Here is a 16,495-nt window from a genome sequence, read left to right as displayed (position 1 = left end):
AGGACTAGATGTGTATGGTGATTAAGAGGTTCATTCTAATGTTGCAGTTTTTTACATCAATTCCAGTTAAACTTCAAATCGAAATAAAAAATGAAGAATTCGGGAAAGCTTTGGTTTTTGCTCCAATAATCGGGCTCATTATCGGAAGTATAATTGCTGGCAGCTTTTATATCAGTAGATGTATTTTTCCAACTTCCATTGCAGCTGCACTTGTTATAGTACTATATATTTTATTGACCGGAGGATTACATATGGATGGATTGGGAGATACCTTCGACGGGATTTTTTCAAACAGATCCAAGGATAGGATGCTTGAAATAATGAGGGACAGCAGGGTAGGTACTAATGCTGTACTTGCCATAGCATCAGTTATACTCCTTAACTGGGTTTTAATTTCAGGTATGAGTGAAGAGTATACATTAAAGATATTGATCCTTTTTCCTGTAGCCGGCAGAATAGGTTCCCTTACAGGAGCGTGTGTATCAAAGTATGCACGAAGCGGAGAAGGGCTTGGAAAGTCATTTATAGACCTATGCAGTTGGAAGGAGCTTGGAGTAGGAATTTTCTTTCATGCCATTATATTCTTTTGTGTTTTACATATTAAAGGGCTGATTCTTTCATTAATTCCGATCTTTATGTCTTTTATCCTTGTTAAGTTTTTAGGAAAAAAGATAGATGGAGCAACAGGGGATATATTGGGTGCAGTGTGCGAATTAAACCAAACCGGGTTTTTATTAGCTACTTATGTCTTTATCAACTTTTACTTTTAATAAAATAAAAATTGTCCTTTGGGTACAAAAATCTTTGTTCTGTTTGAACCATAGACTACAATAACCAAATATGGTACTATTACAACAAAGTTGCAATACTTACCCGGTGATATTGTAATAGTACGTTAGCACTTTTAATTTATTTACTTCAAATTAATAGTTTATTGTACCGCGAAGTGCAGTAATACAACTTGCGGCTATGAAGCCTTTATTAAACGAGAGTTCATTGTTTGAACTTATTGTTTTTAAAGGCTTTTTTTAGTTTATCAATATTTTATATTTAAATAATTTTTAGGAGGCAAGCAAAATGAATAAAAAGATTTTTTCAGCTTTATTAGCTTTATCATTTTTATTTGGATTACCGATTCTTGCTTTTGCACAAGAGGCAGCAAAAGTTGATTCGGGTGATACAACTTTAGTATTGGTGGCATCTGCATTAGTGTTTTTCATGACGCCTGGTTTGGCCTTGTTTTATGGTGGTATGGTAAGAAGGAAAAATGTACTGAATACAATGATGAGTTCAATAGTACTTATTGGACTCATTTCGGTGCAATGGGTTTTATTTGGTTATTCAATCTCTTTCGGTCCTGACTTGTCAGGAATAATAGGTAATTTTGACTGGTTTGGTTTCAGTGGTGTGGGTGGTGCACCCAATGCAGATTATGCTGCCACTATTCCGCACAATGTATTTGCAATATTTCAATTGATGTTTGCTATAATAACACCTGCAATAATTGGTGGTGCTGTTGCAGAAAGAATGAGATTTTCAGCGTATATTATTTTTGTTCTGCTGTGGGGCATACTTGTTTATGATCCGATGTGCCATATGGTCTGGGCTGTGGGAGGTTTCTTAAGAAATCTTGGGGCACTGGATTTTGCAGGAGGTACAGTTGTACATATAAGTTCAGGTGTGTCTGCTTTAGTTGCAGCATTGGTTATTGGAAAACGTAAAGGCTACGGCAAGAAGCCCATTATACCTCACAATATCCCTTTGGTTCTCATTGGTGCAGGTATTCTTTGGTTTGGATGGTTTGGATTTAATACAGGTTGTGCACTTTCGGCAGGTGAACTGGCAGGTCTCGCTTTTGTAAACACAAATACTGCTGCGGCTGCTGCTCTGCTTTCCTGGATGATTCTTGAATGGATGCATAGAGGTAAGCCTACAATTTTAGGAACACTTACCGGAGGTATTGTGGGACTGGTCGTCATCACTCCGGCTGCTGGATATGTAACAACCGTATCAGCTATTATTATGGGCCTTTGCGTTAGCCCTGTCTGCTACTTTGCAATTACATTCCTGAAGAAAAGATTGGGGTATGACGATTCACTTGATGCTTTCGGATGTCATGGTGTGGGAGGTATATTAGGAGCAATCACCACTGGAATATTTGCAACAAAGAGCGTTAATCCACTAGGTGCAGATGGACTTTTAGCAGGAAATCCTGCTCAGGTAGGAGTTCAGCTTCTGGCTGTAGGTATAACTATCTTATGGTCAGGACTTGCGACATTTATAATACTTAAGGTTATATCCATGTTTATAAAACTGAAAGTTAGCGATAAAGAGGAAGAGGAAGGCCTTGACTATGCTATGCATGGAGAAGAAGCTTATGAGAAGCTGTCTACTGAAGAATCAATTGCTATATGAAAAATGTCATGTAATTAGAACAGAATTATCAAATAATGATGGGAGTGCTATATATGAAGAAAATTGAAGCAGTTATTCGTCCGGCAAAGCTTGAAGAGATAAAGGATGAATTAAACAAATACAATATTCACGGAATCACAATATCCCAGGTAATGGGGTGTGGTATGCAAAAGGGAAGAAAAGAGTATTATCGTGGAACTGAAGTAACCCTAAATCTTCTGGCTAAGGTAAAAATTGAAATAGTTATTCAGGACTCTCAGGTGGAAGATGTTATAAAAATAATTTCTAAAGAAGCCAAAACAGGTGAGGTTGGCGATGGAAAAATATTTGTTTACAATGTAGAGGAAGTGATAAGGATTAGAACAGGAGAAAAAGGAGAAAATGCTGTATAAGGAAGAAATAATTTAAAAACTATATAAATGATAATTTATATTTATAAGGGTGTATTATGATTTTAATACACTCCTTTTTATGTTTGTTTTTCACGACAACATCAAGGTTGGCAAAATCACTTCGTAATATTGTTCAGGGAGTTGTAGGTTTTGTCAAGATAGTGGGTAATTCGACAAATAATGCTGGAATGATATATAATAATAAGTGAGTATATGCGGGCAATGAAGCTTGGCATAATTTTCAGGCATAGTAGCTTAGAGGCAATGATGCAGTAATTACTAAAGTTTTGAGGTGATAAAATATGCCTTTATTGTGCTCTGCTTTGTTCCATTTGAGTATTCTTAAGGACTTAAAGCAAATTGCAGGATTTGAAGGGAACAGAAGAATAATACAATGGGTTGTAAGAACAGATTTAATTAAGGCTTGTGAAGGGGCCTTCAGTTTAATCAAAAAGGACGATTTGGTTATAGTTTCAGGAAATAATTCCGGTATTAAAATAAAAGATATGCTTGCATTGGTAAATGAGGCATATAAGAGGGAAGCAGCAGGTATAATTGTATGTTATGCCATGACTGTGGAGAATCTTACATATGAAGTAATAGAACTTTCGAATGAATTGAAGATGCCATTATTTGAAATGTATATGCATAATGGGACTGAGGTCAAGATTGAAAAGGAAATTTGCAAGGCGATTATTGTAGATGAATTGAATGATACATCCGATCAAAATATTTTGGAATGTATATTAAATAATGAGAATCTTGATAACGGTTATATAGCAGAATGCCTTAATGCCTGCGGAATGAGTATAAATAACAGTAACCAGGCAGGTATTGTAAAGTTTGAAGGATTTGAGGATTATATCAAGGAAAACTATCAAAAATATAATGACAAAATAACGATAGTGGTTCCTGAGTTAAACAATACAATTAAAAATGCAGCTTCTCTGCTCTGTCCGCCTAGAAATATTATTACAGCAATAAGCAATGACAGTGTTGTTTTTTTAACTACAGCTTTTGACGATAAGGATGAGATTGAAGAATTCCTTTTTAAAGTTGACAGGGAAATGAGAGAAAAAATTCCGGGAACAAATCTTAGCTTGGGACTTGGGGGAGCTCATCTAGGTGTGGCAGGAATAAACAGAAGTTTGCGTGAAGCCAGGCAAATGCTCATTTTAAAACAGGTTGAAGGATTGTCTGGACTTACCCATCGATTTCCTCACTTTGATGTTTATTTTCTATTGATGTCTCTTAAAGACAGGAAATTATTGGAGAAATATCTTGATAAGATTTTAAAACCTCTCCTAAGTTATGATAGATTAAACCAATCGGATCTGATTGATACACTTGATGCATACCTTAATGAGAATGCAAGTACGATTGAAGCTTCAGACAAGCTTTTTATACATAAGAATACCTTGAAATACAGATTAAAAAAAATTGAAAGCCTTTTGGATGTTGATTTGCACTCTCTTGAGGATTGCCTGAGGCTGCTCTTAGCTATTAAAATTCATAAGCTTTTTAAGCTGTCTTCAGAAGTAAACTGAAGTATATGTTATTACCGGACTATCCAAGTATTTAAAGGTTTTTGTCTTTCGGGTACAAAAATCTTTGTACTGCAAAAACCATAGACGTTGGCATAATGATGTGTTACCATTGTTACATAAGGTTAGAACAAGAACTTATATTTATCTAAATATTTAATAATTTGTTTATTATACCTGGAAGTATAATACTCATATTATGGCTATGGAGCCTTCCGAACACGATTTTCGTTATTGTGTTTGGTGGGCTTTTTATTTTACTATTTGTAAATATAACAAATAAGTATTGCCTATTGCAGTAAAAAAATATAAGAAAAGGAGGAAAGTAGATGAAAATTAATATGCAACGATGGGCTGAGGATATAATTGCTGCTAAAGATGTCAAAATTCTACCTATACTGTTTTTCCCCTGCCTTGAAGGGAATGGTAAAAAGATAATTGAGGTAGTAAACAATTCTCAGGCACAATTTGAAAACATGAAAGGTATTATTGATAAATACCCTAAAATGATAGGTGCAATGACAGGAATGGACTTGACCACAGAAGCTGAAACCTTCGGATGTGATGTTCATTTTTCTGAAATAGAAGCACCGCGTACTATCAATGAAATTGTAAAAGATAGAGAATCTGCCGAAAGTCTAAAGATACCTTCAATTGAATCGGGACGTGGAACTATATTCGTTAAGGCAGCTGAATTGGCTTCAAAGGATATAACTGACCGTCCTACTTTTGGCGGAATGCTTGGACCATTTTCTTTAGCTGCAGTACTGATGGGACTTGAAACCACATTGAAGTCCTTAAAAAAGGACCCGGATACCGTGAAGATTTTATTGGATAAATGTACGGAATATTTAATCAATTATGCTAAAGCTTTTAAAGAAGCTGGTGCAAATGGGATCCTTCTGGCAGAGCCTACTGCAGGGCTTTTGTCGCCAAAGCAGTGTGAGGAGTTTTCTTCATATTATGTCAAGAAAATAGTGGATGCAGTACAGGATGAATATTTCTTTGTTGTACTTCACAACTGCGGGCAAACAAAAAAGATGGTTGAATCCATGCTAGGAACAGGAGCTAAGGGATATCATTTCGGTAATGCGGTTGATATGGTAGATATTATTTCCCAGATACCTCCAAGAGTTTTGGTCTTTGGAAATATAGATCCATCAAGGGTTTTAAGCCATGGTTCAACTGAGCTGGTAAAGACAGAGACACTGAATCTTCTGGAAAAAATGAAGCCTTATCCTCACTTTATACTATCATCAGGATGCGATTTGCCGCCTGGGGTTCCTATTGAAAATTTGGATGCATTTTTCCAAGCACTTGAAGAGTTTAATAAATCAAATCATTAGTTTGGTAGATACTAAAAATTCGTTTACAAATAGCCAGGTTATCCTGATTATAATATATATTTAATTTAAAAATAAAAAAGGAGGTAATATAATGAGCCAAAATGAAATTCTTGAAAAGCTAAAAAAGGCTATTGAAGAAATGGAAAGTGAAATGGCTGAGGAAGCGGCTGAAGAAGCTGTAGAAGCTGGAATTGACCCGCTGGTTGCCATAAATGACGGCTTGGCTGTCGGTATGAAAACCATTAGTGATCTGTTTGACGAGGGGGAAGTTTTCGTCCCACAGCTGTTACTTGCAGCAGAAGCTTTTGAAGCAGCAGTGAGCATACTTACAGCATCTATGTCTGAAGAAGACAAAAAGAATGCTTCACTGGGAAAGGTGCTTATACATACTGTTCAGGGGGATATTCATGACATAGGTAAAAATATTGTCAAGACAATGCTCTCTGCAAGCGGTTTTGAAGTAATTGACCTTGGCAGGGATGTACCTGTAACTGAGGTTGTTGCAAAAGCAAAGGAATATAACGTTGACATTATTGTAGGATCTGCTCTTATGACTACAACTATGCCTTCACAGAGGGACATCGTAGATATGCTGAAAGAGGAAGGCGTAAGAGCGAAATATAAGTGCATGTTCGGAGGAGCTCCTGTTTCCAGTGAATGGGTAGAAAAAATAGGTGGAGACGGTTATTCGGAAAGTGCATCTGAAGCAGTTGAAATAGCTAAAAAAATAATGTTAGAAATCCGGGGTGATACAAATGGCACTAGCAAAAGCATTGACTGTATTTGATGTATATGATAGGGCAAGAAGCGGGCCTAAGATGGAAGAAAAGGAATGGGACTATAAAGTTATTCCTCAAACAGTTGGGATGTTAAAAAAGAAATACAACATCAAAATGGATAAGAAGACCATAATTCCCACTGACAAAGAACTCATAAACAACCTTTTTAAAGCAGGTAAGGAGCTGTTGGTAGAATGCGGTATATACTGTATTGATACAGGCCGTGTTATTAAGTACACCGAAGAGGAAGTAGACGCTGCAATTGCTTCTGCACCTAGCCGTTTTATATACGGTGAAGGTAAAGAAGCAGAAGAGGTTGTGCCAAGAAGTTTCAGTGATAAAAAATCACCTCTTATTCAAGGGGGACCAACGGGAGCACCATGTTCAGAGGAACACTTTCTTGCAATACACCAGTCCTATGCACAGGAGCCTCTTGTTGACACAATAGTTGACGGTGTACTCCAGACAATTAAAGGTCATGACCCTGTACCTGGAAGTCCGTGGGAAATAGCAGCAGTAAAGTCTGAAGCAATTATGGTAAGAGCTGCTCAGGACAGAGCCGGAAGATCGGGTATGGGGTTGTAGGGGAACGAAACTTCACTATCACCCGCAGGAGTAATAGCTGCAGATTTTCCTGGAGGGATGAGGCCTTCTGACAGCCATGAAGTATCCCAGTTAAATGAGCTTAAAATCGATGTAGGTGCATTGATTGCTACAGCTCATTATGTACTGGCTGGTAATGTCATCATGGTTGAGCAAATGCCTATATACGGAGGTTATGCAGGTGGTCTTGAAGAGACTACAATTGTCGATGTTGCTACAACTATTAATGCCTTCGTAATGTTAAATGCAACCTGGCATCTTGACGGGCCTGTTCATGTGCGTTGGGGTATCACTACAGCCAGAGAGGCTCTTGCTGTAGCTGGACACTGTGCGATGGCAATAGAGGCTAACACTCATCTGATGCTTGGTAACCAGTATTATACAGCTGCAGGCCCATGTACGGTAATGTGCTTATTGGAGACAGCGGCACAGGCGATAACTGATACTGCAAGCGGACGTGAAATTTTATCAGGGGTCGCTTCTGCAAAGGGTGTTGCAACGAATTACACTACAGGCCTTGAAGCTAGAATGATGGCAGAAGCTGCTCGTGCAGTTGCAGGTATGGAAACTGAAAAAGTAAATGAAATACTGGATAAACTGGTATCAATTTATGAAAAGGATTATAAGGCAGCACCAAAGGGTAAGCCTTTTGAAGAGTGCTATGATGTTATTACATTGCTTCCAACACAGGAATATCTCAGCGTGTATGATGAGGCAGTGAAGATTCTGACAGGATTAGGGCTTGATTACTGGACTAAATAACAGATTCCCGGAAAAGGAGTACGGGAACAAATAAGTCCGTATTCCTTTTCCGCATCTGTAATGAATACCAATAATGTATTTGCCCGGATTGCGAATCGGAAAATGTTTTGATGATTGTAATAAAGTTTTATAATTATCTTAATTCTTAAAAACTAAATTCAGCTCTAAAATAGTCAGGATATTTTTAACATGGAGGGTGGATCGCAAGGATCACATGGACTCTAAATCCGTGCAGCCGGGTGTAACTCCCGGACTCTCCGCCAAATATATTTGAGCCTGGCTATTTTTTAATGTCTAAGAATAGGTTGATTTTTAATGCAGGCTTGTCAATATAGTATATAAATAATTTTATAAGGAACGTGATATATATGACTTTTAATGTTGTATTTCAACCTGAAGGAATTAAAGGGTGTATACAAGAGGGGAAAACCATACTGGAGGCAGCAAGAGATCTTGGGGTTGATATTGATGCTCCCTGTGGTGGTGCTGTAAGTTGTGGAAAGTGCAAGGTGAAAATACGAGAAGGATATTCTGAAAAAGATGGCATAGAGTCCAAAATGGGAAATATATCAACTGTTTCAATGCATGAAAAAACACTCCTTACCGAGGCGGAATTTGCTGAAGGTTTCAGGCTTGCATGTTGTACCAAAATTATGGGGATGTTGTAATTTTTGTTCCTGATACCAGCAAGGCTTTAAAACAGGTAATACTGGAAACTGGAAAAGAAAATACATTTAAAATAGACCCAAATATTAAGAAATACCATGTTAAACTTACAAAACCAACTCTTGACGATTACAGGGATGATGCAGGAAGGCTTATAGACGGTTTAAAGGCATGTTATAAGTATCTTGAGGATGAAATTAAAATCGATTATAGCTGCCTTCTTGACTTGCCGGATGTACTTAGAAAAAGTCAATGGGATGTAATTGCAACACTTTTAGATGACAGAGAGATAATTGCAGTTGAGGAGGGAAATGTTGATAAAGTATATGGAATTGCAATAGATTTGGGTACTACAACAATTGCAGCTTACCTTTGCGAACTTGCAACAGGAAAAGTTTTATTTAGGGATTCAATGGTAAATCCCCAGGTTTGCTACGGGGATGATGTTGTTTCAAGGATTACTTATGTAATGATGAATAAAGACGGCTTGGAAAAGATGAACTCATTAATTATTAAAGAGCTTAACAGGCTGATAGAGAGAATGGCTGAGTCTTGCGGGAAAGCTGCCCAAATGATTTCTGAGGTTGTAATAGTTTGTAATACAGCAATGCATCATATAGCACTTAATATAAATCCTTCTTACTTAGGCTGCTCACCTTTTACATCGGTAGTAAGATCCTCTCTTGATATTAAGGCCAGGGATTTGGGACTAAACATTATGGATGGAGGTAATGTACATTTCCTTCCTATTGAAGCAGGGTTTGTCGGTGCAGATAACATAGCTGTACTAATATCCGAAGAGCCCTACAAACAGGATAAAAAGATACTTATTATTGACATCGGTACCAATGGGGAAATAGCCTTTGGTAACAGAGAGCGTCTTCTAGTCACTTCATGTGCAACCGGGCCTGCTTTGGAAGGCGCACAGATAAAATTTGGCATGCGAGCAGCACCTGGAGCTATCGAAGGAGTCAGGATTGATGAGGTGTCGCTGGAGCCCTCCATAAAAATAATCGGAGATGACAAATGGCATGACGGGTCAATAATGGTAAACGTTAAAGGAATATGCGGTTCTGGAATAATTGACGCTGTGGCAGAAATGATTAAGTCAGGAATAGTGGATAAAAACGGCACAATAGTAAAAAAGAATACCTCACCCAGGGTTAGAAAAGATGAAAAAGGTAAAATGGAATATGTTCTCCTATGGAATTATGAGAATGAATTAGGTATGGATATATCAATAACCCAAAAAGATATAAGGGCTGTTCAGTTGGCTAAAGCGGCCTTTATGCAGGTGCAAGAATACTTTTAAAAAGGAGTGGATTCGAAAAGATAGATAGAATAGTTCTTGCTGGAGCATTTGGAAGTTTCATAAATAAGGAAAGTGCCCTTACAATAGGTATGTTTCCTGATTGTGGACTTGAAAATATTACAGCTGTAGGAAATGCAGCAGGAGAGGGAGCTAAATTGGCACTTTTTGATAAAAGCAAGAGAGATGAGGCAAAGGAAGTTGCAAGATTTGTAGAGTTCGTAGAGTCAGCAGCAGATAAAGATTTTCAGGAGTACTTTTATGAGGCCATGAGCTTTCAACAAGCAAAGGATGGTTTTACCGGCAATAAGAAATCTTTGGAGGAAACGGTATGAATGATTTTAGTAATCAATTGGATTTTATATGCTCAGGAGAATCAATGGAGCTGATCCCGGATTCTATTGTAAAAAATACAGGAATACCAAGGAGTGCTGCCCACACTAAGAAAGATTCCATGGCTTTGGTTTCTGATGAAATGAGAAAAATGGATAATGATACACTCTGTAGGCTTCCGTTCTGTGTAACTGTTGAGGCAGAAGCTATTGGGGGCGATTTTAGGATAGGAGAAGAAAAAACAGGCCCTGTTCTTCAAGGATACAAATATAAGAAAATTGAAGAGTTGGCTGATATTAAAGAAATTGACCTTGAAAAGGGGCGTATAAAGGAAGTACTTGATGCAGTAAGCCTTTTGAAGTTAAAAGAGAAAAATGTAGTGCTTAATGTTGAGGGGCCATTTACCATAATTGCCTTGCTTATAGACTCTATGTCTCTTTATAAGGGAATCAAAAATCGTCGTGATTTAATTGAAAGCACTTTACAGAAGATTGAAGACAGCTTGTTTAAATATATTCTGGAGGGTGTTAATAAAGGTGCAGATATAATATCTTATGCGGATCCCACTGGGGATTTGGGCCTTGTGGGCCCTAAGATCTATAGAGAAATCAGCGGCAAACATTCATACAATCTCCTTAAGAGGGTTGAGGGACATCTGGATAATTCCATTATCCATCTTTGCGGAAAGACATCTATTGCTTTTGAAAAGACTGGATTTTGTGTTTCTAAGCCTGTAGAGGTTGAAGCGGGGTTGACTTATGGTGAAGCAATTATAAGGATGTTAGGACGTAGTGATATTAATTTTGTAGGGCATAGATGCCTAAGGTCCACACCTCTTATTATGAAAAAACCGGCTGTTTGGAAAATTGAATTAGCTTAGCATATCAAATTTTAATGAATTCGAAAGTGTGGTGAATTAAAAATGTCTATTTTATGGAGTGAGTCTCAAAAGAAGAGACTGGGTGAGCTTGGGGCTAAAAACGAGCAAATGATTATAGAATTTGATACATTGAAAGAGCGTGACAGTGAGTTTAAGAAAATAGAAAAGGTGCTGGCAAGAGAAGGCCGCAGCCGCCTTGAAGAGTATAGGAAAATGACAAAAAGACCACCAATTTGTGAACTGGAAACAAAACTCATAAATGCACTTAATAATATTGGCTTTGTTCAGGTAACAACCCCTGTGCTTTTATCAAAAGGTCTTTTGGAAAAGATGACTATAGATGACAATCATACTCTTTTTTCTCAGGTCTTCTGGGTGGATGGTGGTAAATGTTTAAGACCGATGTTGGCACCGAACCTTTATTATATTTTAAAGGATCTGGTAAGAATTTGGGAAATGCCTGTGAGAATTTTTGAAATAGGCTCATGTTTTAGAAAAGAATCTCAAGGTTCTGAGCACTTAAGCGAATTCACAATGCTGAATCTAGTGGAATGGGGAACAGCTGATGAAGATCGGGAGAAAAGGATAGAGGAGCTTGCAAAAGTTGTGATGAAAACGGTGGGGATTGAAGGATATCATCTTGAAAGAACATCATCTGTTGTATATGGTGATACCGTTGATGTTATGTTGTGTGATACAGAGCTTGGTTCAAGTGCCATGGGACCCCATTTTTTAGATGAAAAATGGGGAATGACAGGGCCATGGATAGGAATTGGATTTGGTCTTGAAAGACTGCTTATGGCAAAAGAAGGCGGACGTAATATCCATAGCATGGGCAAAAGTATTACTTATCTTAATGGAGTCCGGTTAAATATCTGAAATTGAAAGGAGTACTGATATGGTCTCATTAAATATTAACAATATATTAAAAAGGGCATTGGATGAGGAGTCTCTTTCAAAGGAAGAGGTTCAGTACCTTATAGGTATTGATAAGGAAGATGATAGAAAAAAACTGTTTGACGCAGCAAAAGAGATGAGAACAAGATATTTTTCGGACAAAGTGTTTATGTACGGGTTTGTATATTTTTCAACTTATTGCAGAAACGATTGTACATTCTGCTATTACAGAAAATCCAATAGCTATTGCAGAAGGTATCGTAAGAGTGATGAGGAAATTATGCAGGCAGCATATGATTTGGAACAATCAGGTGCTCACTTAATCGATCTGACTATGGGTGAAGACCCTGAATATCTTATGGATGGCTCAGATAAGTTGATTCAATTAGTTAAAGCAGTAAGTGATAGTGTAAAGTTACCTGTTATGGTTTCACCAGGTGTTGTTAACAGGGATACACTTAAAAAGCTTCGAAATTCGGGAGCAACATGGTATGCCTGCTATCAGGAGACACATAACAGGCTTCTATATAAAGCTTTGAGGATTAATCAAAACTATGATGACAGATGGATATCCAAGGTACATGCAAAGGAAGCGGGGCTGCTGGTAGAAGAGGGGCTTTTATTGGGAGTAGGGGACGGAGTAAAAGATGCAGCAGATTCTCTTTTTAAGATGAAAAGCATTGATGCTGACCAAATTAGGGTTATGACCTTTGTGCCCCAGCATGGAACGCCAATGTATAAAGCTTTAAAAGGAAGTGATAAGTTAGAACTCAATATGATTGCAGTTATGCGGATAATGTTCCCGGACAGGCTCATTCCAGCGTCTTTAGATGTTGAGGGAATAGTGGGTTTAAGGGAAAGACTTGAAGCTGGGGCAAATGTTGTTACTTCACTTATTCCTCCCAAATCAGGGCTTATGGGTGTTTCCCAAAGTATATTGGATATAGATGAAGGGAACAGGACTGTAAAAGGAATAGAGCCACTGCTTATAGATTGTGGATTAGCTCCGGCTGCTTTATCAGAGTACAGGGAATTTATTAATAAAAGGCATAATAATTTGGAGCCGGTTAACTGTTTAAACGGTGGAGGTTTGGTATGCGGGTTGCTGTAGTAGGGGGAAAGCTTCAAGGTGTTGAGGCGTCCTATCTGGCCAAAAAGGCAGGTTGGGAGGTTGTACTTGTTGACCGTAATGAAAATGTTCCGGCGGGTTTGCTTTGCGATGAGTTTGCTGTAACTGATACTAATGATTCTGAGGAGCTTTTAAAGGTTTTTGGAAGGGTTGACTTTATAGTTCCGGCCCTTGAGGATGATACGGCACTTGAGAATATCCGGATATGTGCAGAAAAAGCAGGTAAGCCACTGCTCTATGATAAGAAGGCTTATGGAATATCTTCTTCCAAACTGATGTCAGACAGGCTGTTTAATAAAATAGGTATACCGATACCTCACAAATGGCCCCAGTGTAGATTTCCTGTTATATTTAAACCGTCATCAGCCAGCGGCAGCAAGGGAGTAACCAGAATTAACTGTGAGGATGAATTTAAAAAGCACTTAGAGGCTATGGATGCGGATAGTGAATGGGTTATACAGGAATTTATAGAAGGACCGTCATATTCTATTGAGGTGATATGCTTTAATGGAAAGGTGCAGACCTTTCAGGTAACAGAGCTTGAAATGGATAAAGGATTTGACTGTAAGAGAGTGATTGCTCCAGCAGAAATAACAAAGGAAAAAGAAAATGAATTTAAACAAATTTCTCTTAAAATTGCACAGCATCTAGATATGACCGGGATTTTTGATGTTGAAGTTATTTATCATGATAACATACTGAAGGTACTTGAAATTGATGCGAGGCTTCCAAGCCAGACTCCTACAGCTGTATACAATTCAACAGGGACAAATCTCCTTGAAGTATTATGGAAGTCTTTTTCAAAAGGAGGAATGAGTATAGGAATCAGCAGACGTAAAGAAAAAACAGTTATTTATGAACATGTTAAAGTAACTAAAGACAGCCTTGAGGTGTGTGGTGAACATATTATGTCATGTACTGTCAACCTAAAGCTTATAAAGGATTTTTTCGGTGCCCATGAGGCACTTACTGACTATGATGAAGGCAAAACAAACTGGGCTGCAACCCTTATAATATTAGGAGATGATATAGATAATGCATTAAAAAATAGAAGCAGTACCATAAGTAGTATTATGAACAAGATGGGTTTAACTGCATATATTGACAAAACTCCTATCGGGTTCAATAATTTAAGAAGGAAGGTGAAGTAATGACATTATTGAAGGAAAAGGATATTTGTGAAGTTTCGAAAAACCTAATGTCATATAATAAGGAATTAATAACTAAGACCGGAACCGATCTTGCGGGGATTGCTCTACATGCAACAGGTATCTATGAAAAGTATTATAACAGTTACAAAGTTAACTCTCACATTGCAGTAGTTCCGGTATCATGCGGGGATGGAGTAATAAATGGCTTTTGCGAAACGATTAAAGATATAATAAATATTCTTGGGTTTTCATCATATGTAACCTCAGAAAAAGATATTTCAGGGATTGAGGAAGCTTATCAAAGAATGGCGGACGTTATATTTATTGCTGACGATGAAAAATTTATTGCATTAAATACATTATCAAGAAAAGTGGTGGATAATGGTGATGCAACGGGCAGAGGTTATGCTGCTGCTTTAGATCTAGTGGCTGGAGGAATCCGTGATAAGGAAGTGCTTCTTATTGGTGCAGGACCTGTAGGCATTGGAGCTGCTGCTTTTCTCGATATGAAAGGGGCAAAAATATCAGTTTATGATATTGATAAGGAAAAAGCAAAAAGTCTTAAGAAACATATAGAAAACATTAAAATTGTAAAAGAACTGGATAAGGTATTGCCAAATTTTGATTTTGTACTGGATGCAACGCCTGCTGCCGGAATTATAAAGGAAACTGCCGTCAATGAAAGAATGATCATTGCTGCACCAGGTATTCCATTAGGAATTGAAAGCACCTGTGTTGAGAGTTTGTCACACAGAATTATTCATGATGTATTGGAAATAGGTGTGGCCACAATGCTTTTTCATGCGTTACATGATTTTTGAAAGAAGGTATGAAGGAGGAAGGATGTAATGGACAAGAAAATAGAAAAGTCAGGTGTGAACCAGATTATAAACCAGAATATAAAAAAGAAGTATTATAGAAAAAATGTAGATTTTTTTAAACTTGTTGAAAAGATAAAGCTTTGGCCGTCACGGACTGGTACACTCCATGGAATTAAATCCATTGTTATAACTGGAAAAAAGGCAGAGATAATTACCCATTGTAATGAATGTTTTGTAGTGAACAATTCAAGAAACTCAAGAGCTTCCAGATGGATCAGGAATAAGTGGTACTCTTCAGGATGCTCAAAATGCAAGATACCATCATGGAAGATTGAGAAGTATTCAACGACTGTTATGAATCAAAAGTGGGGTTCGGGATTATAGTAAGAGGTTAAAAGGGGAGATTCAAATGTTATTTGACACAACAATAAATTCCATAAAAGGTCTTGACAATGAGGCTATGGAAAAAGCACAAGAGAGGCTTGATAATCTTACAAAACCGTTAGGAAGCCTTGGACGCCTTGAATGGATTATCAAGAAGCTTGCAGGCATAACCGGAGAGGTTATTCCAAGTTTGAGAAAAAAAACTGTAGTAATAATGTGTGCAGATAATGGTGTAGTTGAAGAGGGTGTCAGCTCATGTCCCAAAAGTGTTACTTCTACGGTGACAAGAAATTTTACCAGAGGAATAACAGGAATAAATGTATTCACTAAGCATGCAGGGGCTGATATTGTGGTGGTAGATGTCGGCGTGGATGATGAAATAAATTGTGATGGGGTAATTAACAGAAAGGTAAAAATGGGAACTGATAATATGGCAAAGGGGCCTGCCATGTCACGAAAAGAAGCTATAAAAGCAATGGAAGTGGGTATGGAAATTGTTGAGGAATTGAAATTAAAAGGAGTAAACCTTCTTGGAACAGGTGAGATGGGGATTGGAAATACAACTACCAGTGCAGCTGTATCAGCGGTTCTTACAGGTAATCCCGTAGAGATTATGGTTGGAAAAGGATCAGGTCTAACCAATGAGGCTTTATTAAATAAAATAAGTGTAATAAAACATGCAATAGAACTAAATAAGCCTGACCCAAAGGATCCCATTGATGTGCTGGCGAAGGTGGGGGGGCTTGACATAGCAGGGCTTACAGGATGTTTTCTCGGTGCTGCTGCAAATCGTATTCCAATACTTATTGATGGTTTTATTTCGGCGGCTGCTGCACTTGTGGCTATTAATATAAAACCTGAGGCTAAGGATTATATTTTCCCTTCACATGGATCTGCAGAGCCTGGAAGTAAAAAGATTATGGAGAATATAGGTATGGAGCCTATGTTGAATCTTGAAATGCGTTTGGGAGAAGGAACTGGAGCAGCTCTTGCTTTTCATATTTTCGATATGGCTGTTACAGCATACACTAAAATGGGAACCTTTAATGATGCCACAATAGAAAAGTATCATCCTTTAGAGTGA

At 37.8% G+C, this 16,495-nt stretch carries 14 protein-coding genes and 2 pseudogenes; all 16 read left to right on the top strand.

Annotated features, from left to right (window positions below; translation table 11 throughout):
* Window positions 1-14: 14 nt before the first annotated feature.
* The 16 genes and pseudogenes from cobS (at window position 15) to cobT (ending at window position 16,495) form a co-directional block, all read left to right on the top strand.
* Window positions 15-770: an adenosylcobinamide-GDP ribazoletransferase gene (cobS, locus tag Bccel_RS15655; RefSeq protein ID WP_036939199.1), complete on the top strand. Its 756-nt coding sequence runs from the start codon at window positions 15-17 to the stop codon at window positions 768-770.
* Window positions 771-1,077: 307 nt separating this feature from the next.
* On the top strand, window positions 1,078-2,415 hold the full coding sequence (locus Bccel_RS15650; RefSeq protein ID WP_036939037.1) for an ammonium transporter: 1,338 nt from the start codon (window positions 1,078-1,080) through the stop codon (window positions 2,413-2,415).
* Between the two features lie 53 nt (window positions 2,416-2,468).
* On the top strand, window positions 2,469-2,807 hold the full coding sequence (locus Bccel_RS15645) for a P-II family nitrogen regulator (RefSeq protein WP_036939035.1): 339 nt from the start codon (window positions 2,469-2,471) through the stop codon (window positions 2,805-2,807).
* 302 nt (window positions 2,808-3,109) lie between these two features.
* Window positions 3,110-4,354 carry a helix-turn-helix domain-containing protein gene (locus Bccel_RS15640; protein WP_036939033.1) on the top strand — a complete coding sequence of 415 codons (1,245 nt, stop codon included), beginning with the start codon at window positions 3,110-3,112 and terminating at the stop codon, window positions 4,352-4,354.
* A gap of 326 nt (window positions 4,355-4,680) precedes the next feature.
* Window positions 4,681-5,697, top strand: a complete 1,017-nt coding sequence (locus tag Bccel_RS15635; RefSeq protein ID WP_036939031.1) for a uroporphyrinogen decarboxylase family protein — start codon at window positions 4,681-4,683, stop codon at window positions 5,695-5,697.
* 91 nt (window positions 5,698-5,788) lie between these two features.
* Window positions 5,789-6,484, top strand: a complete 696-nt coding sequence (locus Bccel_RS15630; protein WP_050753528.1) for a corrinoid protein — start codon at window positions 5,789-5,791, stop codon at window positions 6,482-6,484.
* A pseudogene (locus Bccel_RS31605) lies at window positions 6,453-7,841 on the top strand (monomethylamine:corrinoid methyltransferase). Before Bccel_RS15630 ends, Bccel_RS31605 begins: the two are co-directional and overlap by 32 nt.
* A gap of 368 nt (window positions 7,842-8,209) precedes the next feature.
* Window positions 8,210-8,509 carry a 2Fe-2S iron-sulfur cluster-binding protein gene (locus Bccel_RS31600; RefSeq protein ID WP_242857021.1) on the top strand — a complete coding sequence of 100 codons (300 nt, stop codon included), beginning with the start codon at window positions 8,210-8,212 and terminating at the stop codon, window positions 8,507-8,509.
* Window positions 8,479-10,151, top strand: a pseudogene (locus tag Bccel_RS15615) (ASKHA domain-containing protein). Before Bccel_RS31600 ends, Bccel_RS15615 begins: the two are co-directional and overlap by 31 nt.
* Window positions 10,148-11,029 (top strand): uroporphyrinogen decarboxylase family protein, encoded by an 882-nt coding sequence (locus tag Bccel_RS15610; protein ID WP_036939021.1) that lies wholly within the window; start codon window positions 10,148-10,150, stop codon window positions 11,027-11,029. Before Bccel_RS15615 ends, Bccel_RS15610 begins: the two are co-directional and overlap by 4 nt.
* 42 nt (window positions 11,030-11,071) lie before the next feature.
* Window positions 11,072-11,908, top strand: a complete 837-nt coding sequence (gene pylSc, locus Bccel_RS15605; RefSeq protein WP_036939018.1) for a pyrrolysine--tRNA(Pyl) ligase large subunit — start codon at window positions 11,072-11,074, stop codon at window positions 11,906-11,908.
* 19 nt (window positions 11,909-11,927) lie between these two features.
* Window positions 11,928-13,037, top strand: coding sequence for a methylornithine synthase PylB (pylB, locus tag Bccel_RS15600; protein WP_036939016.1), 1,110 nt, complete (start codon window positions 11,928-11,930; stop codon window positions 13,035-13,037).
* On the top strand, window positions 13,022-14,206 hold the full coding sequence (gene pylC, locus Bccel_RS15595) for a 3-methylornithine--L-lysine ligase PylC (RefSeq protein WP_036939014.1): 1,185 nt from the start codon (window positions 13,022-13,024) through the stop codon (window positions 14,204-14,206). The genes pylB and pylC overlap by 16 nt, the downstream gene beginning before the upstream one ends.
* The gene (gene pylD / locus Bccel_RS15590) at window positions 14,206-15,027 is read left to right on the top strand and encodes a 3-methylornithyl-N6-L-lysine dehydrogenase PylD (protein WP_036939012.1); all 822 of its coding nucleotides are present in this window, start codon (window positions 14,206-14,208) and stop codon (window positions 15,025-15,027) included. Before pylC ends, pylD begins: the two co-directional genes overlap by 1 nt.
* A gap of 27 nt (window positions 15,028-15,054) precedes the next feature.
* Window positions 15,055-15,411, top strand: a complete 357-nt coding sequence (gene pylSn / locus Bccel_RS15585; protein WP_081926817.1) for a pyrrolysine--tRNA(Pyl) ligase small subunit — start codon at window positions 15,055-15,057, stop codon at window positions 15,409-15,411.
* Window positions 15,412-15,436: 25 nt separating this feature from the next.
* Entirely contained in the window at window positions 15,437-16,495 is a 1,059-nt protein-coding gene (gene cobT, locus Bccel_RS15580; protein WP_036939010.1) for a nicotinate-nucleotide--dimethylbenzimidazole phosphoribosyltransferase, read from the top strand.

Source organism: Pseudobacteroides cellulosolvens ATCC 35603 = DSM 2933 (genome assembly GCF_001262605.1).
GTDB classification, from domain to species: domain Bacteria; phylum Bacillota; class Clostridia; order Acetivibrionales; family DSM-2933; genus Pseudobacteroides; species Pseudobacteroides cellulosolvens.
Note: the sequence above shows the minus strand (reverse complement) of the source record. Positions and strands in the feature narration are given on the sequence as shown.